Below are 25,482 nucleotides of genomic sequence, written 5' to 3'. Positions count from 1 at the left end.
GGTTACTTTGGGGCTCTTTTCCAAAGTGACCCGCCGTAAGGGCGGAACCAATACCCGCCATCACCTAAATAACGGATATGCCCCCAATCACCCCCCCAACTCAACCCCGCCCATTCCCAATCTGCCAAACAAACGGCGGCTCCACCCCATTAACCACCCAATCCCCCACAATCCGCGCCTTATAAATCACCGGATTATGCGACGACACCGTCCGCGCATTCCGCCAATGCCGATCCAGCGCCTTCCCCTGCCGCACATCCGACGCCCCCAGCGCATTAAACAACTCACTGGTCGCCCGCTGAATCAACCCCGACACCACCACCTGCGCCGTAGCCGACTCAATCTCTGCCGCCACATTGGCTAAACGCTCAGCAGCCTCATCCCCCCCAAACCGCGCCACATACGCCCGTTGCGCCGGCAACGTCGCCTTCAACGCACTCGCCTCAGCGGCATACACCAGCGCCGCCACTTCCCCCACCACCTGGAGAACCTGCGCATCCTGGCTCACATGCGCCGCATTGCCATGACTGTAGATACGTTTACGGCTGCGCACCTGATGCGACACATCGCGCAAGGCCGCACGCCCAATCCCCGCCAAACTGGCGAGCAACACCAACTGATAGAACGCCGTCTGGTACTTAAACCGGCTGGCAAAGTCGATGACGTTTTCCGCGTCCACCACCGCGTCGGTAAAACGCGACGTACCGCTGCCGGTAGTGCGCTGGCCAAACCCGTCCCAGTCATCACTGTGCACCACCCCCGGCTGGCGGGCGCGGGTAGCGGCGATCACATCGCCACCGGTGTCGCTGCGCTGGGCATACACGTCGATCCAGTCGGCGAAGATGCTGCCAGTGCTGTAGAACTTCTCTCCGTTGAGCTTCCAGCGGTCGCCGTCAGGGCTGACCTGGGTGACCACATCGCCGATCGCCACGTTGCCAATCTCGGTCCAGGCGCAGCCGACGATATCGCCGTCCACGAACCGCTTGAACCACAGATCCCGGCCAGCGCTGGGCGGCGCGTTCAGGCGGTCTTCGGCAAATGCGAAGTGCCCGCGCAGGGCCTGGGGCACGTTGGAGTCGGCTTCGGCCAGTTCGATCAGCAGTTCGAACAACTGCGGCAGGGAAGCACCGCCGCCGCCATATTCCACCGGCACGCGCACCGCGCCAAAACCGGCTTCCTTGAGCCACTGGATCGGTTCATGGGGCAGGATGCGGGACTGTTCGCGCTCTACGGCACCGTCGGCGATGCGTTGGAAAATCGGACGGAAGCGCGCGGCCAGCGTTGGATAGTCGACGCCAGTGGACAGTGGGTTGATGACGTGTTGTTCGGTCATGGGCAAGGTTCCTGGGCAGTGATCAATCCAAGGGGGATTGCACACTCCGTGCCGGGTATCTGCGCCCGTATTCATGGGCTAAAGCGTTCAGCCACTGTTGCCCTGGCAACAGCTGATCGACAAACCCGCACACTCTGCGACATCAATGCCGGCACGCAGTATTGTGTGCAACGCCCCTGGCCTGGGCGTTTCCCCGGTCTGGCACGCTTGCTGCTCAAGCCCTCGTTACATCCCTTTTGTGCGAGGTAACGCGAGATGAGCCAGCAAGCCGTGAAATTTGCCTACTGGGTGCCCAACGTCAGCGGTGGGTTGGTGGTCAGCAAGATCGAACAACGCACCCACTGGGGCATCGACTACAACCGCAAACTGGCGCAACTGGCGGAAGCGGCCGGCTTTGAATACGGCCTCACCCAGATCCGTTTTACTGCCGGCTACGGTGCCGAAAACCAGCATGAGTCCGTGGCATTCAGCCATGCGCTGCTGGCCGCGACCACCACGCTCAAGGTGATCGCCGCGATCCTGCCGGGCCCCTGGCAACCAGCGTTGGCGGCCAAGCAACTGGCGACGATCGACCAACTCACCAACGGCCGTATCGCCGTGAATATCGTCAGCGGTTGGTTCAAGGGCGAGTTCCAGGCCATCGGCGAACACTGGCTGGAGCACGATGAACGTTATCGCCGTTCCGAAGAGTTTATCCGGGCCCTCAAAGGCATCTGGACCCAGGACGATTTCACCTTCAAGGGCGACTTTTACCGCTTCAACAACTACACCCTCAAGCCCAAGCCATTGGGCCAACCGGAGGTGTTCCAGGGCGGCAGTTCGCGGGCCGCGCGGGACATGGCGGCGCGCGTGTCGGACTGGTACTTCACCAATGGCAACACCCCGGAAGGCATCAAGGCCCAGGTCGATGACATCCGCGCGAAAGCGGCGGCGAACAACCATTCGGTCAAAGTCGGCGTCAACGCCTTCGTGATCGCCCGCGACACCGAGGAAGAAGCCCGCGCCGTGCTGGCAGAGATCATCGACAAGGCCGATCCGGAGGCGGTGAACGCCTTTGGTGATGCGGCCAGGCAAGCGGGCAAGGCTTCACCGGAAGGCGAGGGCAACTGGGCCAAATCCAGTTTTGAAGACTTGGTGCAGTACAACGATGGCTTCAAGACCAACCTGATCGGTACGCCCCAGCAGATTGCCGAGCGCATCGTTGCGCTCAAGGCGGTGGGGGTGGATCTACTGCTGGCGGGCTTCCTGCACTTCCAGGAGGAAGTCGAGTACTTCGGCAAACGTGTGTTGCCGCTGGTGCGCGAGCTGGAAGCCAAAGCGGCGATCAAGCAGGTGGCGTGAGCAGGGTTTTTTCCAGACGTATTGCCGCCGTCTGGTCTTCGTAATAGGCATCGATAAAGGCAAAGCGCCGATAACCGCTGCGCTCATAAAGGCTGAGAGCGCCGGGGTTGTCGGTGCGCACTTCCAGGCATAGGCGATTGCAACCCTGTGCCACGGCGCTAGCTTCAACGCGGCTCAGCAACTGTCTACCCAGCCCCATGCCACGCGCAGGTTCGGCAATGGCGATGGAATACAGACGCGCCAACGAGGTGCCACGGCGAAACAGCACCAGCGCGTAACCGAGCAATTGCCCGGCATTTTCCGCCACCCGCAACTCGCCGTGGGCGCGGCTGATCATCCACTGGAAACTGCGCCGTGACAGCCTGTCGGTGGTGAAGCAGTGCTGTTCCAAGGCCAGTAATTCAGGCATATCCAAGAGTGTTGCAACGCGAAAGCAAAGAGCCATATGACCGCCGTAAAAGTTGCGTAACGAAACGGGACTTCTCTAAAAGATCGTGCTTAATAGAAAAGGTCGAGTTCTCTAAAGCGGATCAAATATTATGTCGGCGGTACAAGGTCATTGGCGTGAAGTATCCGAGCAAACCCTCGCGGCGACAATAACCAATAAAGGTTATTTTTCCGCCCCCCCAAAAGGCAACAGTCAAGTCGTGATCATTGTCGAGCGCAAGGAAGATTGGGCCTCTTACTTCCCCAGCGAAGACATCGTCACTGCCCAGGAATACCTGGAGCAGACCCGCGAAAATGAGACCGGCAAGCGCGTACAGGTGATCAACCTGTGCCGCAGCTACAAGTACCTGGGACACGGTTATTACTGCTCGCTGCTGGCCGAAGCCCGTGGGCACAAGGTGATTCCGTCGGTGCGTACCATCAGTGAACTGACGAAGAAGTCCCTGTACGGCCTGGCTCTGGACGACTTGGATAAAACCCTCGATAAAGCCCTGAGTCATCACCTTTACAGCAATACCGAAGGCTTCACCCTGACACTTTATTTTGGCCGGACCAATATAGAGCCGTTGCAGGACTTGGCCCGTCAGTTATTTGAGGCCTTTCCGTGCCCAATTCTGTTAGTTGAGTTCAAGAAGAATAACGGTTGGCATATAGAAGGCGTTAAATCAGGCGTATTGCACAAGTTACGCGACGATCAGGAAGATCAGTTCGCCCACGCCCTGGACAACTTCAGCCGCAAGATCTGGCGCCAGCCGCGCTCACGTCGCCTGGCCCGTTATGACCTGGCCATCTTGCACGACCCCCAGGAACAACTGCCTCCGTCCAACGCCAAGGCCCTGGATAATTTCATCCGCGTCGGCAAAGGCCTGGGTATCGATGTGGAGTTGATCGAACGCAAGGATTATTCACGCCTGGCCGAATACGACGCCTTGCTGATTCGCGAGACCACCAGCGTCGACAACCACACCTACCGCTTCGCCAAGAAAGCCGAAAGCGAAGGCCTGGTGGTGATGGATGACCCGGCGTCGATCCTGCGCTGCACCAACAAGGTCTACCTCACCGACCTGCTCAACAGTCACCAACTGGGCATGCCCGCCACGGAGATTCTGTACAAGGAACGACCGGAAGACTTTGAACGGGTCGGCGAGCGTCTGGGGTTCCCGCTGGTGCTGAAGATCCCCGACGGCTGTTTTTCCCGTGGCGTAATCAAGGTCGAAAGCCAGGAAGCCTTGCTCAAGGCCACCGCCGAGTTGTTCGAGCATTCGGTGCTGTTGCTGGCCCAGGAGTTTTTCTACACCGAGTACGACTGGCGCATCGGCGTGCTCAACCGCAAGCCGATCTTTGCCTGCCAGTACTTTATGTCCAAAGGGCATTGGCAGATCTACAACCACAAGGCAATCGGCCAGGCCATCAACGGTGAATGCCGCACCCTGGCGGTCCACGAGGCGCCCAAGGCGGTGGTGGAACTGGCCGTGAAGACCGCCAACCTGATCGGCGATGGTCTCTACGGCGTCGACCTCAAGCAGTCCGGCGACAAGGTGGTGGTGATCGAAGTCAACGACAACCCCAACCTGGACGCGGGTATCGAAGATGCCTACTTGCAGGACGATTTGTACGGTTTGGTGCTGGAGGAGTTCGTGAGGCGCCTGGAGTTGAAGCGTCAGGGCCAGGTCTGGTGACCCGGCGATGATCCAGCGTTTCGAACTGATCGATGGCAAGCTGCACAGCGTGGAGCGTGACGATGCCCCAATCCAGTTGTTCAACAACCCTGACCTGGCCGAGCGCGAGTGGCTGCGCGACCACCATAAGCTGGACGAACACGCCCTGGCCTCTGCGCTGGACCCCGACGAAGTCTCGCGCATCGAGTTTCACCCGGACAATCTGTTCCTGATCTGGAAACGCCCGGAGAACTACTCCGGTGGCGGCAACCTGGTGTTCGAGGTGTCGTCCTGCGGCCTGCTGTTTTCACCGGGCCGCCTGCTGGTGATCGCCACCGACGAAACCCCGCTGACCGGCCTCGGCAAACGCCGCCCGCTGCACACGCCGTTGGATGTGTTGCTCGACTTGCTGCTTAACAACATCCATCACTACCTGGGCCATCTAAAGGTGATCAAGCTGGTCGCACGGGAATTGCAGCAGCAGTTCAATGCGTCCATGAGCAACCACCACCTGATGCAGATGTTCAGCCTCAGCGAAAGCCTGATCTATTACATCAACGCGCTGCACAGCAACGGCGCGGTGCTGTCGCGGTTGCGCAACCATGCGGAGAAGGAGCATTTCGGCGCAGAGATTTTGGCGCTGATCGACGACCTGATCATCGAGAACCACCAGTGCTACAAACAGGCGGAGATCTATTCCAACGTGTTTTCTGGGCTGATCGACGCCCGCGGCAACCTGATGAACAACAGCATGAACAACCTGTTGCGCAAGCTCACCTTGATCAACGTGGTGTTCCTGCCGCTCAACCTGATTGCGAGCATCGGCGGCATGTCGGAGTTCAGCATGATGACGGCGGGGACGCCGTGGTGGGTGTCGTATCCGTTGTTTCTGGCGGCGATGGGGCTTGGAGGAGGGCTGATGGTGTTGGGGCTCAAACGAATAGCGGGCGGCGCCAATGTCGTGTGAACACTGATCCCTTGTGGGAGCTGGCTTGCCTGCGATGGCATCACTGCGGTGTTCCTGAAACACCGTGTGTACTGCATCGCAGGCAAGCCAGTTCCGACAGGTTGTATGTCGCTCAGGTGGACGGCTGCAGGGTCAGCACTTCAAACCCATCCGCCGTCACCGCCACGGTATGTTCCCACTGTGCCGACAGGCTGTTGTCCTTGGTCACCACCGTCCAGCCATCCTTCAGGCTGCGCACTTTCGAGCTGCCCTGGTTGAGCATCGGCTCCACGGTAAACACCATGCCTTCGCGCAGTTCCAAGCCGGTGCCCGGGCGGCCGAAGTGCAGGATTTGCGGCTCTTCATGCATCTGCCGGCCGATACCGTGGCCGCAATACTCGCGGACCACGCTGTAGCCGTTGGCTTGCGCGTGGCTCTGGATAGCGTGGCCGATATCGCCCAGGCGCGCGCCGGGCTTGACCTGGCGGATGCCGGCCCACATCGCTTCGAAGGTTTTCTCGACCAGGCGCTGGGCCTTGGGCGCGACGCTGCCGATCATGTACATCTTGCTGGAGTCGGCAATAAAGCCACCTTTTTCCAGGGTGATGTCGATGTTGATGATGTCGCCGTCCTTGAGGATGTCCTTGGCGCTGGGCATGCCGTGGCACACCACCTCGTTGATCGAGGTGTTGATGGAGAAAGGGTAGTCATACTGGCCCAGGCTGGCGGGGCGGGCCTTGAGGTCGTTGCGGATGAAGGCTTCGACGGCGGCGTCCAGCTCCAGGGTGGAGCGGCCGGCGGCGACAAAGCCGTCGAGCAGGGTGAACACCTGGGCCAGCAGGCGCCCGGCTTCACGCATCACGGCCAGTTGGGCGGCAGTCTTGATCATCAACTGCGCCCTCGGATCAGATCGGGCTTGTCCAGCAACAGCTTGTTGATCAGCTCGTTGTAGGGCAGGTGGGGGTTGAGCTCGGCGAGCAGGCCGATCTTGATCCAGAATTCTGCCTGGGCATTGATGGAACGGTCCATCGCAGCGCTGGCCAGGCGCAGTTGTTCGTGCAGTTGGTCGGTGATCTTGACGATGCCCATGGGGTTCACTGTGCAGGATTGGTATACAAAGCGTATATGTTTCGTATGCTTGGAGTAAACCTTTTGTTGACGAGTCCCATCACGGCCGGTTAATTTCGTGACATGACCTTTCAAGCCTTTCGCAGCCAGCCAAGCATTATTACCGCCATTCCTCATTTGGCGGGATAGCGCACGGCTGTACCCAAACCCGCCCTAGAGGCGGGTTTTGTTTTTCCGTCTCCCGGGCCCCGAACAAGAAGCCAGGAGATACCCATGAGCACCTGTTGCCCTACCGCTGACACAGGCTTGCTTGAGCACTATGTAAAGAAGATCCTCGCCGCGCCGGTCTACGACTTGGCAGTGCGCACGCCGTTGCAGGCGGCACCGGCGTTGTCGGCATTGTTGGGCAATCAGCTGCTGCTCAAGCGCGAAGATCTGCAACCGACGTTCTCGTTCAAGATCCGTGGTGCCTACAACAAATTGGTGCACTTGAGTGACGAGCAAAAGGCGCGCGGCGTGGTCACGGCATCGGCCGGCAACCATGCCCAGGGTGTGGCGCTGGCAGCCAGGGAATTGGGGATCCAGGCGCGGATCGTCATGCCCAGCACCACGCCAGAGTTGAAGGTGCTCGGCGTACGCTCCCGCGGTGCTGAAGCGGTCCTGCACGGCGAGAGCTTCCCTTTTGCCTTGGCCCACGCGCTGCAACTGGCCGAAACCTCAGGTTGCACCTTTGTCTCGCCCTTCGACGATCCGGAGGTGATCACCGGACAAGGCACCGTGGCCATGGAAATCCTGCGCCAGCAACAAGGGTCCCTGGACGCGATCTTCGTGCCGGTGGGTGGGGGTGGCCTTATCGCCGGGATCGCCGCCTACGTCAAATACCTGCGACCCGAGGTGCGTATCATTGGCGTCGAGCCTGAGGGCTCCAGTTGTCTGCTGGCGGCGCTGCGGGCGGGTGAACGCGTGGTGCTGCCCAGCGTCGACGGGTTTGCCGACGGCACGGCGGTGGCGCAAGTCGGCGCCTACGGGTTTGAAATCTGCCGGGACTGGGTGGATGACGTCATCACTGTCAGCAACGATGAACTGTGCAGCGCGATCAAGCTGATCTACGACGATACCCGCTCGATCACCGAGCCTTCCGGTGCCTTGGCGGTGGCGGGAGTGCGCAAGTATGTCGCCCGCCATCGACTGCGCGGGAAGACCCTGGTGGCAATCAATTCCGGGGCGAACATCAACTTCGATAGTTTGCGACATGTTGCTGAAAGGGTGGCTGCGCAAGGCGCCGTTGCCGTCGAGGCCTACAGTTAAACGTTTAATCGCAGCGGTTCGACGACGATTTAAACACGGCCGATTTACATATATAACCCGGCGCGCGGCTTATGAGGAAAAGTTACAACGAGGGCTGATTTTGCCGAGTAGGCTTGGGTGTTGTAAGCGTCTTCCAGGGTCGGCAAGACGCGACGAGCGAGCGCTCGTCGGACACATAAAAATCTGTTGGCAGTCTCAAGAAAGGAGAGGTTGACCATGCTTTCGGAATTAGAACTTCGCAGCATTATTGAAGGAAGTTTCCTGCCCAAACGGTGCGAATGCACCAAAGCCGAAGATGCTTCGCTGACGATCAAGGTCTACGACGACCGCGACCGTGACCGGGTGGATTTGGAAGTAAAAGGGATCAACGCGGACAAACTCGACAGCAGTCGAGCCATTTGCAACCTGATCACCGGGTTGCGTGAAGACCTTAAGCACAGCCATGCACCCGCCCTGCAAAGAGTGGGAGGGCGCGGCTACTACTAGGTAGATGCCTGGGGTTGGATGACCGAAGACCTGTGGGCCTGGATAAACGCCAGGCCCAATACGGTTTCCGTTGCCACTGCCAGCAGGATGCCGGGTCCGGCATTGCCGTTTATCCACTCACTGAACCCCAGTACCGCCAGCACCCAACAGCCAATGGTAAAACCGCAGGTCATGGCGCGTCGTGTGTCGCAAGGTGGTGCGTGGCGTGCGCGGTAGAACATCACGCCGATAGCCAGAAACAGTACGGCGTTACGCCGAGCCACCAGGCCAGTGGCATTTGAATATTCCACGCTCCACAGCCATAGCATCCATTCGGGGCGCAGGCCCCATGTCAGCGCCAGGGCAAAACAGAGCACGGCGGTAAAGAGGGCGAGCGTATGAAAGCGCAGCGGCATGGCGAATCCTTTCGGCACGGTTAACAGGTGCAAAAGGATACCGCGTGCTCACGCGTTACGCCGCCCTTAATCAACATCATGTTCAGTTCTGGAACAAACAGGCCTCGGATAACTTCTTGTAGCTCACGTGCTGCACTTCACCGGCCCCGTCCAAAAACTTGATCTCGGCCTTGATGACCTTGCATTCACGGGTATCGGGTTCGGTCATGGCAATCACTTTCTGGATGTCCATGGGCATGCCGTACCGATAGGGCACAGCTTTGGATTCAGCCTGGGCCATGGCCGATACAGTGGTGAGGGCGAGGGTGCAGCCGAGCAGGAATACGTTGCGCATTTTCATGAGGTTTCTCCGTCAGTGGTCCGGTTCATCAGCGTGATGAGTCGGCGGCCGCACCTTCAGCCGATGGCCATCGAGGTGCGGTCGGAGCCACTGTTGTCTCCCAACCTTAACCATTGATTAAATTGGGTTTTTTGAGAAATGTCCTACATGTTTTCGGATTGAATTCCCGCTGTATAGTCTGACGGCTTACGGCTCAGTTCTGGAAGTCGCAGGCCTCCGACATTTTCCGATAGCTTACGTCCTCAACCTTGCCCGCCTTATCCAGGAACTTGATATCCGCCTTGATGACCTTGCATTCATCGGTGGGTGTTTCGTTCATGGCCAGGACCTTGTCGATGTTCATTGGCATGCCGTACTGGTAAGGCACCGGTTTGACAGCGGCGCCTGGATCATCGGCCTGGGCCAGGCCGGATACTGCGGCCAGCGCCAGGGCGCTGCCGAGTAGTAACGTGCGCAGTTTCATGAGGGTTCTCCGCAACAAGTGAGTACAACCTCACTCTCGACTTGCGCGATTAACCATCGATTAATGTTTGCGTGGCTGACAAAACCTTCATGTTTACCAGCTCATGCGAACCCCGGCATTGCCGCTGACACCCTCCATCGCGTTGCCGTCCAGGTGGGTGTTGTAGTCTGCCGCGAGGTAGACGCTCACCGAAGACGACAGCCGCGCAACCACGCCGACTCCCACATCCGCCGTAGACGCTTTGTGATCGCTCTTGATGCGGTCCACATCATCGTAAGTCACCGTGTCGCTGCCACCGAACGTGCGCCAGGCATTGGCGCGCAGGTAAGGTTCGACAGGGGTGTTATTCACCAGGTAGCGCCCTTTGAGGCGGGCACCGAGGCGGCCGGTCCAGTAATCCTGGGAGTCGAACGATACCCTGGAAATACCGTCGTTCTGAGTGTCCAGGTCGATAGTCTGGCGGATGACCTGGGCCTGGGGTTCCACCACCCAATGCTCGGAAACGGCAATCGGGTAGCCGGCTTCGGCAGACAGCGCCAGCGCATGGCCCTTGGTGTCCATCTTTATGCCGCGCTCGGACTTGCTGTCGCCGCCCAGGCGCGTGCCCATCGCAACCAGATCCACATACCAACCGGTCGGATCGGTGAGCGTCCAGTAGGCGCCGAAGTGATCGCCATCAAGTTTGACCCGTCCGGAACGATTGTTCTGCCAGCCCATCGAGAAACCTTTCACATCCCCGCTCAGGCGACTCTGGCCGATAAACAGCCCGAAGCGCTGGGTCTGCCCACCGCTGGTGTCGGATGCATACAGGTCATGACCCACCTGAAAGCCCTTGACCGTACCGTCGAAGCTCGGCGCCACGGTGCCCGACCAGTGCTTGTTGAAGTCGCTGCCATAGGCACGCCCCCAACCTGCCGGCACCGCACCGGTCTCGGTCAGCAGGCTTTGCTCGCCCTGGCGATCATGAAAGGTGCCCAGCGCTTGCAGGGTCATCAACTGGGCGGCGGGCACCACCACCGAATACACCGGCACTTCCAAGCGGTACAGCGGGATGGGCTCGGCACCGGCAATGGCGGTCGGCAGCGCCGGGTTGCTCGCGGCGGATTCCGGCGAGTTGCCTGCCGCCACCTGGCTGGGCGGCGGGGCGGGAGGCTCGACCGGCGCGACGGGTTGCGAAGTGGGCGGTTCCACGGGCGGCTCATCGGGGTCGACCACCGGCGGTGTCGCTGGAATGGGCGGTACGGGCACTACCACCGGTGGTGTCGGTGGCACCGTTGGCACCGCCGGCGGTTGCACGGCAACCACCGACGAGCGCAGGTACCAGTTGTTTTCGGTGCCGGCCGTCACGCCGCCCTTGAACAGCAAGTATTCATAGGCCCCGGCCGAGACCGAGCGCTTCAACGAGAAGGCATCGGTGCTGCTCACCGCGCCGTTGAGCGCCTGCACCACCTCAATCCCGTTGTTGCGGGTAAAGCCCCCGACGCCGCCAAGATTGCTCACGGCCAATTGGGTATGGCCACTCAGCGTGCCACCGGACACCACCAACTTGTCCGTCGCGGAGTTTTCATCGCCCAGCACGGTTTGCAGCCATAGCTGGCCGTTATTGCCCACGTAATTGCCATGCACCGTCAGTACGTCGTTGGCGGTGGCGCTGCCGGTGGTCATGTCGATCTTGCCGGCGTTGTTCAGGGTCGCCAGTTGGCCGGCGAGATAGGGCCGCACGCTGCCTTGGGTCACCGCCAGCGTACTGCTGCCGTCAATGTTCAAGGTGCCGGTAGTGCTTGCGCTGTCACCCAGGAAAAAATCTCCTGCCAGGTCCAAGCGCGAATTGTTGGTGAGATTGACCGTTTCCCAGCCGATATAGCGGGACGCCGTGCTGGACGTGGTGCCGTCGAAGGTCAGTTGATCGTTGTCCAGGCCGCCGTCGATAGAGGGCGTGGCCGCCAGCAGGCTTTCGCTGAGGCCGCGCAGCAGCGCGGTATCGTCGCCATCGCCCATCAGCACCGCCGATTTGATCTGGCCAGCATTGAGCCAGTTGAACCTGTCATTGCCGACGCTGGCGCGGATCTCGCCCTCGATCACGCCGCCACTGACCGTGATGCTATCGTCGCCGCCGCTGGTGCTGATATTGCCGCCGACGCTGCCGCCGGAGATGATGATCGTATCGGTACCGAAGGCGGTGACCAGATTACCGAGGATCGCGCCTCCAGACATGTCGTAGATGTTGTTGTCCAGCTTCATGTCAACGCGGCCGATGGTGCCGCCGGTTTGCTGCGCCACGTCGCCGTCCTCGAACGCGCCGACGATGGTGCCGCCCGTCATCAGGAAGGTGTCACGACCGTCACCCTGGGCCAGGGACTGGATTTGCCCGCCGGTCATGATGAAGTCATCGATACCGGCGCCTTGCTGGACGGCGCCGGTGATCAGGCCGGAATCGATCCGCACGGCATCCGTTCCCGGACCGAAGACGACGTTGCCGTTGATGGTGCCGCTGCCACCTGCTGGCAGGGTCAGGCTGTTATTGCCCAGGAGATCGGTCAGGCCGGCACTGGTGCCGCTGTCGCAAATAAATGTGTCGTTGCCCGGGCCGGGAGTGAGTACGCAAGCGGCGTAGGAGTGTTGCGGTGTGGTGTACTGCAGTGAGAGGAGGCCGACAGCTAAAACGGCGCGGGTTGAAAAACCGTTGCTCTTTTGCATGGGTCTGTCCTGCATCTATTGTAATTACTGCTCCTGTTGGGGTTTAGCACAGTTTTCCTACATGGCAATGTTTATATAAACGCGCGCAGGCCACGGAATACGTGGCCTGCGTGGTGGCACATTGGTCGTGTTACTGGCGAATTCAGCTCACCTGGTGTCGGTAAGGCAGGTCTGGGCCGGTCTTGGTGCAGGTCAGTGCGGCGGCGCGAACGGCAAAGCCCAGCATGCCATCGATCTGTGCCCGCGTGAGCTGTTGCAGGCCCTCTACCGAGTCAAGCCGCTGCTCGGTCAACCAGGCAATCAGCGCGGCCTGGAAGGTATCGCCGGCCCCCACGGTATCGGCCATCACCACCTTGACCGCCGGTGTGGACCAGTGGCCATGTTGACGGCTGAACACACTGGCGCCATCGCCGCCACGGGTGAGGAACACCAATTGGCAACGGTGCTGCAGCCAGCCCTGCAGCACGCTTTCTGGCGACTGCTCGGGATAGAGCAGGTGCAGGTCTTCGTCACTGACCTTGATCAGGTCGGCATGCTTGACCAGTTCCGCCACACGGTCGCGCCACAGCTGGATATCCGGCTGCGGGTTGAGCCGCACGTTGGGGTCGAGGCTGATCAGGCGCTTGCCGCTTTCACGCTTGACCAGACTTAGCAGGGTGTCGCCGATGGGCTGCACCACCAGGGAAAACGAGCCGATGTGCAGGCCACGGATGTCCTCGCCCAGTTCGGGCAGGTGAGCGACTTCCAGCAGTCGGTCGGCGCAGCCTTCACCCCGGAAGTTGTACTGCGGTGAGCCATTGGCGCCCACGGCGACCATCGACAAAGTGGTCGGCGCGGCGAATTCCACCAGAAACTGTTCGCTGACGCCTTCACCCTTGAGCACCTGCAACAAGCGGCGGCCGAGGAAGTCGGTGGACAGCCCCCCGAACAAGCCCGCCTCGACACCCAGGCGGCGCAAGCCTACGGCAACGTTGAACGGCGAACCGCCGGCAATCGCCTTGTAATTGACCTTGGACGCCTGCCCGCTGGCATCTTCCTCGCTGAAAAAATCAAACAGCGCTTCACCACACACCAGATACATAGTCGTTCGCTCTTAAAGGGTTGCCACAAGTTGCTGATAGCGCTCGTAGGCGTGTTGATACGCGCTGACGCTGGCCGCGACCGGCAGGGTACGGCTGGCCGGGTCGACACTCACGCATTTGTCGCACAGGCTGGCCAGCGACTCGCCGGACTGGCTCCACGCCGCCTGGATCGCCGCGCCCAGGGCGGCGGCTTCACTTTGCTCGGTGCAGACCACTTCGGTGTTCATGATATCGGCAACCATCTGCCGCCAGACCGGGCTTTTCGAACCGCCGCCGATCAAGCGGATGCTCTGGCTTTGCAGGCCGGTCTGGCGCAGCAGGTCGAGGCCGTAGCGCAGGCCGAAGGTGGTGCCTTCGACCACCGCGCGGCACAGGTTGGCGCGGGTCAGGTTGGTCATGGTCAGGCCGTGCAGGCTGCCGGCGGCGTGGGGCAGGGCGGGCACACGTTCGCCGTTGAGGAACGGCAGCATGCTCACGCCGTCCGCGCCAATCGGCGCTTGTTCGACCAGGGCGTTGAATGCGGCCAGGTCGAGATCGAACAACTCGCGGATCACCCCGGTGGCGTTGGTCAGGTTCATGGTGCAGATCAACGGCAACCAGCCACCGCTGGACGAGCAAAACGTCGCGACTGACGCCTGTGGGCTCACATTGGGCTGCTCGGCAAACGCGTACACCGTGCCCGACGAGCCCAGGCTCATGGTGATCACGCCAGGGGCAATGTTGCCGGTGCCGATGGCGCCCATCATGTTGTCGCCACCGCCACTGGAGACGATGGCGTTAGGGTTGATGCCCAGCCGTTCGGCAATCGCCGGAAGAACGGTGCCGACGCTCTGATCGGCCTCGATCAGCTGCGGCAGGGCCTTTTCAAGACGACCGCTCGGATCGATGTGCCTGAGCAGCGCCACATCCCATCCACGGATGCGCACGTTGAAGTAGCCGGTGCCCGACGCATCGCCGTATTCCGCGACGGCGCGGCCGGTGAGCCAGTAGTTGAGGTAGTCGTGGGGCAGCAGGATATGCGCGATGCGCGCAAAGATGTCCGGGTGCTGTTCGCGGGTCCACAGCAGCTTGGACACGGTGTAGCCCGGTGCAATGGCCACGCCGAGGCGTTCCAGGGAGCCGCTTTCGCCACCCAGGTGCTGCAAGAGTTGGTCGTTCTCGGGCGTGGTCTCGGTGTCGCACCACAGTTTGGCCGGGCGCAGTACCTGGCCCTGGTCATCCAGCAGCACCAAACCATGTTGCTGACCGGAGACACCGATGCCGAGGATATCCTGGCCGTCCACGCCGGCCTGTTGCAGGGCGCGGTGAGTGGCTTCGGTAAAGGCGTCGAGCCATTCCTGGGTGTGCTGCTCGCGCCGGCCATTGGCGCCGCTGATCAGTGTGTGCGCCGCAGCGCCCAGGCCCAGCACCTTGCCGCTCGTGGCGTCGAGGACGATGGCCTTGGTGCCTTGGGTGCCGCAGTCTATGCCGAGAAACAGGTTTTGCTGGGTCATGATGGGGTGCTCAGCAGTCTTATTTTTTGGAGTGTTAACCCGATCAAAAAGTGGGAGCGGGCTTGCTCGCGAATGCGGTGTTTCAGTCGATACATTTGTCTCTGACAGACCGCATTCGCGAGCAAGCCCGCTCCCACAGTGTTAATTCGGTTTCTTCAGGAGGTTTTGCAGGGTTGCGGTGACTCCATTGTCACGCAGGCTTGCATAGCACCGCTCGAACGCTGCCACAAACTCAGGCGAATTGGGAATAGCCTTGCCAAAAATCTCTTCCACCCCCAGCAAACGTTGGCTGATCAACGCATCATCACTCACCAGCCCCTGGCAAAATGCTGCACGCGGATCCGGGATGGTGTAGCTCACCCCATTCTCGTCCAGGCCCTTCAAATATAACGCCCACGCCGCAACGACCAACGCCGCGCGCTCAGTCTCGCGCCCATCGGCAATCAGGCGGTTGATGGTCGGCACGGTGAACTTGGGAAACTTCGACGAGCCATCCGAGCAAACGCGCTCCAACTGGTCGGCAATCGCCTGGTTGGAGAAGCGGTCCACCAGCGTCTGCTTGTAGTCCGTCAGGTCGATGCCTGGCACCGGCGCCAGGTTTGGCGTGACGTCCAGGTCCATGTAGGCGCGCATGTAGGCGACAAACACCGGGTCGTTCATGGTCTCGTGCACAAACCGATAACCCTTGAGAAACCCCAGGTAGGTCAGCGCCAGGTGGCTGCCGTTGAGCAGGCCGATCTTCATTTCTTCATAGGGCGTGACGTCATCGGTGAACTGCACACCGACCTGTTCCCAGGCCGGGCGACCGTTGACGAACTTGTCTTCCAGCACCCACTGCACGAAGGGTTCGCATACCACTGGCCAGGCATCGTCGATACCGTGGTCATCATGCAGTTGCAGGCGGTGCGCGGTGCTGGTCATCGGTGTGATGCGGTCGACCATGGCGTTCGGAAAGCTCACGTTGGCCTTGATCCAGTCGTGCAGCTCGGCATTGTGCAAGGCAGCGAAGGCCAGCAGTGCCTTGCGCGTCACTGCGCCGTTATGCGGCAGGTTATCGCAGGACATTACGGTAAACGCCGGTATGCCCGCAGCGCGACGCTGGGTCAGGGCGGCGCAGATAAAGCCAAACACGGTCTTGGGTGCGCTCGGGTGCGCCAGATCATGCTGGATCTGCGGCAGGTGGGCCATGAACTCGCCGTTGCTGTCGTCGATGCAGTAGCCGCCTTCGGTGATGGTCAGCGAGACGATACGGATCGCCGGGTCGGCCAGTTTGTCGATCAGCGCCTGGGCGCCGTCTTCGGCCAGCAGCATGTCACTGATCGAGCCGATCACGCGCACTTCGGTGTCGTCGGTATCGCCCAGCTCATACAGGGTGAACAGGTAGTCCTGGCCGGCCAGGTCGTCGCGGGCCTTGCGGTCTTCGGCACGCAGGCCGACACCGCAGATGCTCCAGTCCAGGCCAACGCCGGTGTTCATCAACGCGTCGGTGTAATAGGCCTGATGCGCGCGATGGAAACCGCCGACGCCGATATGGGCGATGCCTTGCGTGGTGCTGGCAATCGCGTAGGCGGGCAGTTTCACGTGCGGCGCCAACTGGGTGAGGTTCTGTTTATTCAGTTTCATCAGCAAAGTCTCGCGAAATCAGGCGGCAGCGCGCAGTGGGCGGGCCACGGCAACACCGTCGGTGTCGAACAGATGGCAGTGCGCCGGGTCCAGGTGCAGGTGCAGCGTCTCGCCGTACTGGCTGGCCATGTCGCCACGGATCCGCATGGTCAGCGGCTCGCCGTTGGCGGTGTTGACGTGGCAGAAGGTGTCGCTGCCCAGGCGCTCGCCGACGTCGGCGGTGACGGTCAGGGTGGTTTGGCCCGGGGAAGCAATTTCCAGATGTTCCGGACGAATGCCCAGGGTCACTGCACTGCCCACGCTCAAGGTGGCGCCACTCAGCGGCAGGTTGATCAACGTGCCCGCGTCCAACTGCACTTCGCAGCTTTGGCTTTCAACACGGGTGACGGTGCCCTTGAGGAAACCCATCTTCGGTGTGCCGAGGAAACCCGCCACGAACAGGTTGGCCGGCTGGTGGTAAAGCTCCAGCGGCGAGCCGACTTGCTCGATACGGCCGCTGTTCAGCACCACGACCTTGTCGGCCAGGGTCATCGCCTCCACCTGGTCGTGGGTCACGTAGATCATGGTCGCTTGCAGCTCTTTATGCAGGCGCGCCAGTTCCAGGCGCATCTGCACGCGCAGGGCGGCGTCGAGGTTGGACAGCGGTTCGTCGAACAGGAAGATCTTCGGGTTGCGCACAATCGCGCGGCCGATAGCCACACGCTGGCGCTGGCCGCCGGACAGCTGCTTGGGCTTGCGCTCCAGCAACGGGCCCAGCTCCAGGATGCGCGCCGCTTCGCTGACCTTGCTCTCCACCAGCTTCTTGTCGACACCGGCCAGGTCCAGCGCAAACGACATGTTCTTGCGCACGCTCATGTGTGGGTACAGCGCGTAGGTCTGGAACACCATCGCCAGGTCACGCTTGGCCGGGGTCACTTCGGTGATGTCGCGACCGTCCAGTTCGATAGTGCCTTCGCTGACTTCTTCCAGGCCGGCGATCAGGCGCAGCAGGGTGGATTTACCGCAGCCCGACGGGCCGACAAACACCACGAACTCCTTGTCGTTCACTTCCAGGTCGATGCCCTTGATGATGGAAAAGCCTTCGAAACCTTTTTGCAGATTCTTGATTTTCAGGTTGGCCATGATGGGCCTCCGCTAGGAATTATTATTTGACGGCGCCGAAGGACAAACCGCGCACCAGCTGTTTCTGGCTGATCCAGCCAAAGATCAGGATCGGCGCGCAGGCCAGGGTCGACACGGCGGACAATTTGGCCCAGAACAAGCCTTCGGGGCTGGAGTAGGAGGCGATCAACGCGGTCAACGGCGCAGCGGCGGACGAGGTCAGGTTCAGCGACCAGAACGCCTCGTTCCAGCACAGGATCAGCGACAGCAACACGGTAGAGGCCAGGCCGCCCTTGGCAATCGGCAGCAGCACGCGGACCATTTCCTGCCAGAGGGTGGCGCCATCCAGGCGGGCGGCTTCGAGGATGTCCTTGGGGATGTCCTTGAAGTAGGTGTAAACCATCCACACCACAATCGGCAGGTTGATCAGGGTGTAGATAATGATCAGCGCAATGCGCGTATCCAGCAGGCCCATGCTCTTGGCTAGCAGGTAAATCGGCATCAGCACGCCCACCGGCGGCAGCATTTTGGTGGACAGCATCCACAGCAGCGTGCCTTTGGTGCGTTTGGTTTCGTAGAACGCCATGGAGTAGGCGGCCGGTACCGAAATCAGTAGGCACAGCGCCGTTGCGCTGAAGGAAATCAGCACCGAGTTCCACGCATAGCTGAAGTAATTGCTGCGCTCGTTGATGTGCAGGTAGTTCTCCAGCGTCGGCGTGAAGATGAACTGCGGCGGCGTGGCGAACGCATCGATTTCGGTCTTGAAGCTGGTCAGCACCATCCAGAAGATCGGGAAGAAGATCAGGATCGCGATGGCCCAGGCCAACGTGCCGAGCAACAGGCTTTGCAGGCGGCGGGATTGTTGAAGCGTCATGGCGCGGCCCTCAAGGCTTGTCAGTCAGGTTTTTGCCGATCATCCGCACCAGGATGATCGCCGCGATATTGGCGATGACCACGGCAATCAAGCCGCCGGCCGAGGCCATGCCCACGTCGAACTGCACCAGCGCCTGGTTGTAGATCAGGTAGGCGAGGTTGGTCGAGGCGTAGCCGGGGCCACCGTTGGTGGTGGTGAAGATCTCGGCAAATACCGAGAGCAAAAAGATCGTCTCGATCATCACCACCACGGCAATCGGGCGGGCCAGGTGCGGCAGGGTCAGGTGCCAGAAGATCGCGATGGCGCCGGCACCGTCCAGGCGCGCGGCCTCCTTTTGTTCCTGGTCGAGAGACTGCATGGCGGTCATCAACAGCAGGATCGCGAACGGCAGCCACTGCCACGACACAATGATGATGATCGACAGCAACGGGTAGTGCGCCAGCCAGTCCACGGGTTCTGCGCCGAAGAACTTCCACACGGCGGCCAGGATTCCGGACACCGGGTGGAAAATCAGGTTCTTCCAGATCAGCGCGCCCACGGTGGGCATGATGAAGAACGGCGAAATCAGCAGCACCCGCACCAGGCCGCGGCCGAAGAACTCACTGGCCTCGAGCAGGGCGCTGATCAGCACACCGAACACCACGCTGATCAGCAGCACACTGCCCACCAGCAACAAGGTATTGGTGGCGCCGGGCAGGAAGCCCGAATCGGTGATGAAATACGTGAAGTTTTCCAGCCCGACGAATTGGTTTTCGCCGGGGTACAGCAAGTTGTAGCGGATCAGCGAAAAGTACAGGGTCATGCCCAGCGGCACGATCATCCACAGCAGCAGCAAGGCCACCGAGGGGCTGACAAGGAACCAGCCGGGGTTGGCCAGGCGGTTTTTGGCGGGTGTATTCATGGTATTCAAGGCCAATACAGAGCAAGAATCGGAGTGCGGTTAAATGTGGGTGCGGGCTTGCATCGCGAATGCGGTCTTCCAGTTGATGCATCCGTGACTGACACACCGCATTCGCGAGCAAGCCCGCTCCCACATTTACAGTGGAAGGCTCACCTTATTTGGGATACCCGGCCCGCTTCATTTCCCGCTCGGTGGTGGTCTGCGCGGCGGTCAGTGCGGCATCCACCGTCTGCTGACCGGTCAACGCACCCGAGAAGAACTTGCCGACCTGGGTCCCGATCGCCTGGAACTCAGGAATGGTCACCAACTGGATACCGACATACGGCACCGGCTTGAGCGTCGGCTTGGTCGGGTCCGCAACTTTCAGCGACTCCAGGGTCACCTTGGCAAACGGCGCCGCCTTCATGTACTCGTCGCTGTAGGTCGACTTGCGCGTGCCTGGCGGCACGTTGGCAATGCCATCGGTCTTGGCGACCAATGCGCCGTATTCCTTGGAAGTCGCCCAGCTGGTGAACACCTTGGCAGCGTCTTTGGCCTTGGAGCTGGTAGGGATCGCCAGGCTCCAGGAGTACAGCCACGAAGTGCCTTTGTCGGTCTTCTCGTGCGGGGCAAAGGTAAAGCCGACATGGTCAGCCACTTTGCTTTGAGTCTTGTCGGTGACGAACGAGCCGGCCACGCTGGCGTCGACCCAGATCGCGCACTTGCCGCTGTTGAACAGCGCCAGGTTTTCGTTGAAACCGTTGCTGGAAGCACCCGGCGGGCCGGATTTCTTCATGTTGTCGACGTAGAAATTCAGCGCGTCTTTCCATTCTGGACCGTTGAATTCCGGCTGCCACTTCTCATCGAACCAGCGCGCACCGTAGCCGTTGGCCAGGGTGGTGATCAGCGCCATGTTTTCGCCCCAACCGGCTTTGCCGCGCAGGCACAGGCCGTATTGTTCTTTAGTCTTGTCGGTGAGTTTGCTGGCGAATTCGCCGATCTGGGTCCAGGTCGGATGCTCGGGCATGGTCAGGCCGGCGTCCTTGAACAGGTCGGTACGGTAATAGGTGATCGAGCTTTCGGCGTAGAACGGCAGGGCGTACAGCGAGCCCTTGACGGACAAACCGTCACGCACCGAAGGGAATACATCATCGAGGTCGTAGGACGCCGGCAGGTCCTTCATCGGCTCCAGCCAGCCCTTGGCACCCCACAGTGCAGCTTCGTACATGCCGATGGTCAACACGTCGAACTGCCCACCCTGGGTGGCGATATCGGTGGTCAGGCGTTGGCGGAGGACGTTTTCTTCGAGCACCACCCAGTTCAGCTTGATCTCCGGATGCTCGGCCTCAAAGGTTTTCGAGAGCTTTTGCATGCGGATCATGTCGCTGTTATTGACGGTGGCAATGGTCAGGGTTTGCGCGCCAAGGCTGACGGCGCTGAGGGTCATGCAAGAAAAGGCAATTAGTGCTTTTGCTGTGAACTTCATCGCGCACTCCATCTCCGCGCCCAGGGGCTACGGAAGGACAGTTATTGTTGTTGTGTCTTCCACGACAGCTGGAAGAGTGTGCGTTGATTACAGCCTTCAAATGGCGTTGTGACAAATCCTTGGGAACACTGCGGCTGATACTTTTTTGCACTGGGGTTGCAAGGCGGGCACTACCACTCAGAGGGGGCGCCAACCTGTGAGTTCTGACAGTAGACGCTAAAAGGCCTCGGAGGGTTAATGGTTTGGCACAACCCAACCAGGAGATGTTTATGAACTGTTCTCGCGTAAACCTCAAAAACAACACGCTTTATAAGATCGCATTGGGCGTGGTCATTGCTGTTTCGATTAATGCCTGTACCACAGGACCTCTGGAATTAAGAGAGCCTGCTTGTGTGCGAGAGGGCTATTTTAAAAGTGTCAAACCCGTAGGAGGGTTCCACCGATGCGTATGGAAACCCGATATCCAACGCTACATTCAATACCCTTATACCTGTCCGAGCGGGCTTGAGTTCGATGAGCGTGCACAAGCATGTATAAAGCCCTGACGGCTGCGTCGTGACCTGATTGTTATCGGCGTAAACCAGAAAGTGAGCGGGGATCAGTACTTCTACTGATCCCCGCTTGCATTGACATCAGATGGGATAGGGCGTCTGGACGATGCAAATATCATCCAGATCATAGAGCCCTCCGGTGGTAGGATTTCCGACAGACACTGAGGCCTCAAACGGCCCATTCAGATAACCCATTACAACATCGGCGCTCAGCCAGGTATTGATGGCGGTCACATCAAACCGCTTTTTCAAGGTGCCCAGTTGAACCTCGACAAAGGTCGGCGCGCCAATGGCGGCAAACTTGCTGATGCGATATCTGAGTTTGACCCTGTAGTACCCAGCAGCATTGGGCGCAAAGATTTTCTGCAAACCGACCCCGCTGCCCGTTTTGGGGAAGGCGTGCCAGAAGAAGTTGCCGTCTGGATCGCGTCGAATGCCTGCATCAGCGTATTCACTAACCCAGTAATTCATGTTGTCGCTGGTGAACGTCGTGCAGTCGTGGATCATCACGCTTCTTACCGTGTAACGCGTTGGCGGGAACTCAATCGCCCGCCACTCATCCCTGATACCGTTGAGCGCCACCTTCAACTGCAGGGTCAGCAGGCTGCCATTTCCAAGGTCGTGCAGGTAACTGCTCAACACTGTTTCCAGGTGATAACGCTGGCTGATCCAGGCAGCGTCTACCTCGCCATTGACCGTACCGTCCAGCAGGGTCAAGTTGAGCGCCTTACCGTCGCGGTCGGTACCGAACAACTTGAGCCACACGGGTTGGTGCTTGGCAATGAATGGCCATATCCCTGCCCGAGCTGTGGCGTTGCCGACCGTATCCAAATCGATTATGCCGGCGGGTGTGGCTTCATCGATCTGCAGCACGGTTTTTTTCAGCTCGGCTTGAGACAACGGATCAAGATTCACCGTGAGCAAGACAGAGGGCCGGGTATCCGCGCCTTTGGTTACCGTGTACCTGATCGTGAATTGGGTCCTGGTGCTGCCGATATTGGCAGCAATCAATGCGGCGTCCAGGGGCACATTGACGCTGCCATCGGTTTCCCCATAGATCGGCCCGATCGTAGCCGAGCCGGCGCCGGCGCTGCCTAGAACTTCCACATCGATCCTGTCGGTGGTGCTCATCGGACCATAGCTCACCCGCAGATTTGCACCGTATTGGGCATCCAGCGCCGCCAATGTCACCAACGTGCCGGACCCGCTTGCTTCTTCCAAGATGGGCACCGGGTACTGCGCGGGCAAGGCCCTGACGGTGTAGTCGCGTTGCAAGAACCTTACGGCGTTGGACAGGTCCGGGCTCTGGTCGAAGGTGACGGCACAGCGCATGCTCAATTGCGTGCCGTCCTTGAGCTTGCGTATTTCTGCAATGGGTGCCAGTGGATGAAGACCGTTCTGCTCGCCGTCCAGTCCTACCAGGTCACCATAGTTGAAGGCATGGTAGAACTGATTGTCGTCTGCGTAGGTGCCGAACAGTTCGAACCACACCCGCTGAAAGTGATGGATGAAGAACCAGCGATCGACAAGGGCGCGTTCCGTGCCCTTCAGTGTGCTGAGGTCGAGTACCGCATCCAACGCATGGCCTTCCAGATAGGGTTTGGGGAATGGCGGTGGTAACAACTCCAGGTTCAACACCGGCGATGGCGTTTTGTGCAGGCCCCGGATTACGAAGTACTGCACCTGGATAAAGTGCCCCTTCTCCTGGATGTTGGCACCCACTACATCAGGGTCGATGGCGGTGTACACGACCTTCGATGTATTGCCATTCTGGGTTTCGCAATAGGTACCAATTCCCGGGATTCCGCTCCAGCAGGTCTCGACTTGGTCGGTGGGCCGCAATTGCGCAATATTGGCCACGACGGTCGCTCCCCCTGTTGCGGCAACTGCCGCCAGTTGGTCGGGGTAGCGGGTTGCTTCTGCGACCTCCGGTCGTATCAGTGTGAGCGCTTTTCCTACAGTGATAAGCAGAACATCGGAAAAGCGTTTCGGGCTGTTATCCGCCGGTTGCAGTGTGTAGCTGAGACGAATTTCCCCATCGTTATTGGCAATGGCATATTTCGCGTCTACCGGAACCACGACCTGCCTGCCTGCCGTCGATGAGTTCAGTTTTATGTCATCACTGGTGGAACCGTTGCTGGCAGAACCTCTCAAAAACCATTCAAAAATGTCGCCGAGCGCCGTACGCGTTTCGGTCAAGGTCAAGTTGAGCGTGGTGCCGATAATGCTGGCAGGGTCCAAATTGTTGGACAGGTCTACATATTGCAGTTTTGGTGCGGGCATTGAGCGTACGGCTGCGCCGAAGGTCACTTCCAGAACCTCGGACTTGCGTACCGTCTGAATGCCTGGGCCCATGATCCGCATCCGGCCATCGTTGACGAGGTAGAACACACGGACCAGTCCCAGTCCGATGAAAGGAGAGAACTGCTCCTGGAGCACTGTGCGCGGGGGCGGAGGCGGCTCTTTCGCGCCAGCCAGCAATTCTTCTTCGTACTCGACCAACCTGCCTGTCGAGTCCAGGGCTTCCATGCGGAAGGTCACGCTCCAGTCAGCGTCATAGGGTGTAAATTTTGGGAAAAAGGCCTGGAAATAGGAGATTGATGGGTCAATAAAACCACCTTCGTTTTTATCGATGGTCATTGCAGGCATCGACTTTTTCGTGCCGGAAACCGGAACGTTCAAGCGTCGCGAGGTTCCGAGGAGACTTCCAGTGGCGGTGGTCAGTGTGTAGAACAATTGGACGTGGCCATTGACCGCCATTTCAATATATTTAGGGTCAATATCAGTGGTGGCCGACAGGCCGATTCGAGCGGGAAACGCGGGTAATGGGGTGGCGGTATTCCCGCCGTCATCATCGAAGACGACGACTGTCAGGTGGATCAGCGTGCCGACAGGTGTGGTCGTGCCATTGGGTAGCCGCCTGGGAACGAAGACCTCCCCTTTATAGGGACCATCACCATCAAGGTCGACATTGACTTCGGTCACTGAATTCCCGTTGACCACCAAGTGTGGCTGTTCGAGCGCATAGGGGTCCAGGTCAGCTTCCACATTCACGGGCTTCGACCACTGCGGCACTTCCCCCGAATAGTTGAACACGATGTCGAAGGCCCGGAAGTAAATCACCACCCAGCCACTGCCCCCGTCGATGATGGTTGACTCTGGCACATGCACGACAATCGGCTTGATACCGTCGAGGTGGTCTTGATCAATCTCCAGGAACACTGGGTGACCGTTCCACCACACCTCGAGGGTGTCTCCCAACGTCATGTTCGGGTAAGGATCAACCGTCAAGTCAACGCCGTCCTTAGCCCGTTCGGGATCGAGTACACCCCCCACCAGATCAGGCGGTAGATGGATGACCAGCCTGGAGTGATAGTAGGGGTTGGTGCTAAGTCCGCCTGGGCGGGTGGTTTTGCTAAACCAGGTTTGCCAGGGCGACCTGCTGGAAGTACCAGTACCAAACCGAATGACTTCGGCGAAACAAGGGTAAACATAACCTGTCGGCACCAGGTCCCCATCGATCACCAGGGAGTAACTGGTTTTGCCCAGATCCCCGTCCCTGATTTCGTCCGAAGCGAGGGCAAACGTAGAGCTACCCATGTACACCTTGTAAATGTCGCCTTTTTTGAGTTGCACCCACGGCAGCAGATGAACAATGAGCCACGGCTTGATATTTCGAATGCCCAGCCCGCGCTCAGCCCCTGTTATCGGGCGTATTGCGTCGCTGACGATGGGTGGGAGCAGATCGTCCACGGTGTTCGGGCGTGGTGGCTGGTGGCGATGTGGTTTACAGATTGGACAGGGGGTGTGGGATGAGGTGATTCGTTTCATGGGAGGCGTTCCTTGTGCAGGGAAGAAACCGGGCAAGGAAATCACACACCGCTCAAGATGCTGCGTATAGCTGTCAAAG

The 25,482-nt window shown here is 59.7% G+C and carries 19 protein-coding genes and 2 pseudogenes; 5 read left to right on the top strand and 16 right to left on the bottom strand.

Going from position 1 to position 25,482, the window contains the following annotated elements; genetic code table 11:
• Positions 1–100 precede the first annotated feature (100 nt).
• A complete protein-coding gene (locus HX823_RS18845; RefSeq protein ID WP_177075983.1) occupies positions 101–1,333 on the bottom strand; it encodes an acyl-CoA dehydrogenase family protein in 1,233 nt (410 codons plus the stop codon).
• A gap of 255 nt (positions 1,334–1,588) precedes the next feature.
• Here HX823_RS18845 and sfnG point away from each other — a divergent pair, with 255 nt between their 5' ends.
• The gene (gene sfnG, locus HX823_RS18840) at positions 1,589–2,674 is read left to right on the top strand and encodes a dimethylsulfone monooxygenase SfnG (RefSeq protein WP_177075981.1); all 1,086 of its coding nucleotides are present in this window, start codon (positions 1,589–1,591) and stop codon (positions 2,672–2,674) included.
• Here the strand turns inward: sfnG and HX823_RS18835 are convergent.
• A pseudogene (locus tag HX823_RS18835) lies at positions 2,673–3,119 on the bottom strand (GNAT family N-acetyltransferase); the annotation flags it as partial. The gene sfnG and the pseudogene HX823_RS18835 overlap by 2 nt on opposite strands.
• A 94-nt stretch (positions 3,120–3,213) precedes the next feature.
• Between HX823_RS18835 and HX823_RS18830 the strand changes: the two are divergent.
• On the top strand, positions 3,214–4,800 hold the full coding sequence (locus HX823_RS18830; protein ID WP_218169891.1) for a RimK family protein: 1,587 nt from the start codon (positions 3,214–3,216) through the stop codon (positions 4,798–4,800).
• 7 nt (positions 4,801–4,807) lie between these two features.
• Complete coding sequence (locus HX823_RS18825) at positions 4,808–5,746, top strand: magnesium transporter CorA family protein (RefSeq protein ID WP_177075977.1); 939 nt, start codon at positions 4,808–4,810, stop codon at positions 5,744–5,746.
• Between the two features lie 112 nt (positions 5,747–5,858).
• Here HX823_RS18825 and map read toward each other — a convergent pair whose 3' ends face one another.
• Together map and HX823_RS18815 are read right to left on the bottom strand one after the other, a co-directional pair.
• A complete protein-coding gene (map, locus tag HX823_RS18820) occupies positions 5,859–6,614 on the bottom strand; it encodes a type I methionyl aminopeptidase (RefSeq protein ID WP_177075975.1) in 756 nt (251 codons plus the stop codon).
• On the bottom strand, positions 6,614–6,814 hold the full coding sequence (locus HX823_RS18815; protein ID WP_003190946.1) for a ParD-like family protein: 201 nt from the start codon (positions 6,812–6,814) through the stop codon (positions 6,614–6,616). Before HX823_RS18815 ends, map begins: the two co-directional genes overlap by 1 nt.
• Before the next feature lie 252 nt (positions 6,815–7,066).
• Here HX823_RS18815 and ilvA point away from each other — a divergent pair.
• Together ilvA and HX823_RS18805 are read left to right on the top strand one after the other, a co-directional pair.
• Positions 7,067–8,059, top strand: a pseudogene (gene ilvA / locus HX823_RS18810) (threonine ammonia-lyase, biosynthetic); the annotation flags it as partial.
• A 258-nt stretch (positions 8,060–8,317) separates the two neighbouring features.
• Positions 8,318–8,587, top strand: a complete 270-nt coding sequence (locus tag HX823_RS18805; RefSeq protein WP_033901501.1) for a DUF1652 domain-containing protein — start codon at positions 8,318–8,320, stop codon at positions 8,585–8,587.
• Here HX823_RS18805 and HX823_RS18800 read toward each other — a convergent pair.
• From HX823_RS18800 to HX823_RS18740, 12 genes are all read right to left on the bottom strand, one after another.
• Positions 8,584–8,982 carry a hypothetical protein gene (locus HX823_RS18800; protein ID WP_038850213.1) on the bottom strand — a complete coding sequence of 133 codons (399 nt, stop codon included), beginning with the start codon at positions 8,980–8,982 and terminating at the stop codon, positions 8,584–8,586. The two genes, HX823_RS18805 and HX823_RS18800, sit on opposite strands and share 4 nt — an antisense overlap.
• An 82-nt stretch (positions 8,983–9,064) precedes the next feature.
• A complete protein-coding gene (locus HX823_RS18795) occupies positions 9,065–9,322 on the bottom strand; it encodes a DUF2790 domain-containing protein (protein WP_177075971.1) in 258 nt (85 codons plus the stop codon).
• Between the two features lie 193 nt (positions 9,323–9,515).
• Positions 9,516–9,785, bottom strand: a complete 270-nt coding sequence (locus HX823_RS18790; RefSeq protein WP_038850212.1) for a DUF2790 domain-containing protein — start codon at positions 9,783–9,785, stop codon at positions 9,516–9,518.
• A 93-nt stretch (positions 9,786–9,878) separates the two neighbouring features.
• Positions 9,879–12,482, bottom strand: coding sequence for an autotransporter outer membrane beta-barrel domain-containing protein (locus HX823_RS18785; protein ID WP_177075969.1), 2,604 nt, complete (start codon positions 12,480–12,482; stop codon positions 9,879–9,881).
• Positions 12,483–12,624: 142 nt separating this feature from the next.
• Entirely contained in the window at positions 12,625–13,563 is a 939-nt protein-coding gene (locus tag HX823_RS18780; protein ID WP_177075967.1) for a carbohydrate kinase, read from the bottom strand.
• Between the two features lie 12 nt (positions 13,564–13,575).
• Entirely contained in the window at positions 13,576–15,057 is a 1,482-nt protein-coding gene (gene xylB, locus HX823_RS18775) for a xylulokinase (RefSeq protein WP_177075965.1), read from the bottom strand.
• Positions 15,058–15,198: 141 nt separating this feature from the next.
• Complete coding sequence (locus HX823_RS18770) at positions 15,199–16,680, bottom strand: mannitol dehydrogenase family protein (RefSeq protein WP_177075963.1); 1,482 nt, start codon at positions 16,678–16,680, stop codon at positions 15,199–15,201.
• A gap of 18 nt (positions 16,681–16,698) precedes the next feature.
• A complete protein-coding gene (locus HX823_RS18765) occupies positions 16,699–17,802 on the bottom strand; it encodes an ABC transporter ATP-binding protein (protein WP_177075961.1) in 1,104 nt (367 codons plus the stop codon).
• 22 nt (positions 17,803–17,824) lie between these two features.
• On the bottom strand, positions 17,825–18,655 hold the full coding sequence (locus HX823_RS18760; protein WP_177075959.1) for a carbohydrate ABC transporter permease: 831 nt from the start codon (positions 18,653–18,655) through the stop codon (positions 17,825–17,827).
• 10 nt (positions 18,656–18,665) lie between these two features.
• Positions 18,666–19,556 carry a carbohydrate ABC transporter permease gene (locus tag HX823_RS18755; RefSeq protein WP_032864136.1) on the bottom strand — a complete coding sequence of 297 codons (891 nt, stop codon included), beginning with the start codon at positions 19,554–19,556 and terminating at the stop codon, positions 18,666–18,668.
• A gap of 154 nt (positions 19,557–19,710) precedes the next feature.
• Positions 19,711–20,982, bottom strand: coding sequence for a sugar ABC transporter substrate-binding protein (locus HX823_RS18750; RefSeq protein WP_371317970.1), 1,272 nt, complete (start codon positions 20,980–20,982; stop codon positions 19,711–19,713).
• Positions 20,983–21,653: 671 nt separating this feature from the next.
• Positions 21,654–25,403, bottom strand: a complete 3,750-nt coding sequence (locus HX823_RS18740; protein ID WP_177075957.1) for a hypothetical protein — start codon at positions 25,401–25,403, stop codon at positions 21,654–21,656.
• Between the last annotated feature and the right edge of the window lie 79 nt (positions 25,404–25,482).

The organism is Pseudomonas sp. P7759, from assembly GCF_013386445.1.
In the GTDB taxonomy this organism is placed as follows: Bacteria; Pseudomonadota; Gammaproteobacteria; order Pseudomonadales; family Pseudomonadaceae; genus Aquipseudomonas; species Aquipseudomonas azotoformans_A.
This window is presented reverse-complemented; position numbering and strand designations above follow the sequence as displayed.